The 785-nt window shown below is 57.8% G+C and carries 1 protein-coding gene; it reads right to left on the bottom strand.

Annotation, left to right across the window (positions count from 1 at the left end; translation table 11 throughout):
* Nucleotides 1–701: NAD(P)-dependent alcohol dehydrogenase (locus tag AWB76_RS38710; protein ID WP_061165341.1), on the bottom strand; the 701-nt coding region annotated here is incomplete at its 3' end.
* Between the last annotated feature and the right edge of the window lie 84 nt (nt 702–785).

The raw sequence follows: 785 nt of genomic DNA, 5'->3' as shown, positions 1-785 counted from the left end.
TCTTCCGGATTGCGCGACACCACTACCTCGTGGGCGCCAACGCGCAGCGCGTCCTGCTTCTTCTTAGACGATGTCGTAAAGAGAACCACGTGTGCGCCGAGTGCGCGGGCAAATTTCACACCCATGTGCCCAAGTCCGCCCAGGCCGACGATGCCGACTTTCTGTCCCGGCCCAACTTTCCATCTTCGGATCGGCGAATAGGAGGTAATTCCCGCGCAAACCAAGGGGGCGACACCGGCCAAGTGAAGATTCTTCGGAACACGCAGTACGAAACGCTCGTCAACGACAATGATGTCCGAGTAACCCCCATACGTAACCGGCGCAGTCCCATGCCTGTCGGGCGAGTTATAGGTTAAAACCTTGGTCGGCGAATACTGCTCGCGGTTTGCTCGGCAGTGCGGGCAGGTCGGCTCTGCATCGACCAGGCAACCGACGGCAACTATATCGCCGATGCTATGTTTGGTGACGCCGGCTCCGATCGAAGTCACGCGACCTACAATCTCGTGGCCAGGCACGATCGGGTAGACCGTTGGCATAGAACTGCCGAACTCATCGCGCACATGATGGATGTCCGAGTGGCAGATGCCGCAGTACAGGATGTCGATCTGGACGTCGTTCTCTTTAGGATCCCGACGCTGAATCTTGAGGGGGGTTAGCGGGGCAGTTGCGCTTGTCGCACCGTATGCTTTGGCAGTGTACATCGTCTGGCTCCTTGGGTCCCGGTTGATGGCGGGGCATGGAGGAAACTATAGGCCGCTCACTATCAATCGAATAGACACCAAATC

This window comes from Caballeronia temeraria, assembly GCF_001544795.2.
GTDB classification, from domain to species: Bacteria; Pseudomonadota; Gammaproteobacteria; order Burkholderiales; family Burkholderiaceae; genus Caballeronia; species Caballeronia temeraria.
The sequence above is the reverse complement of the archived record's forward strand: the minus strand, read 5'-3'. Positions and strand labels throughout refer to the sequence as shown.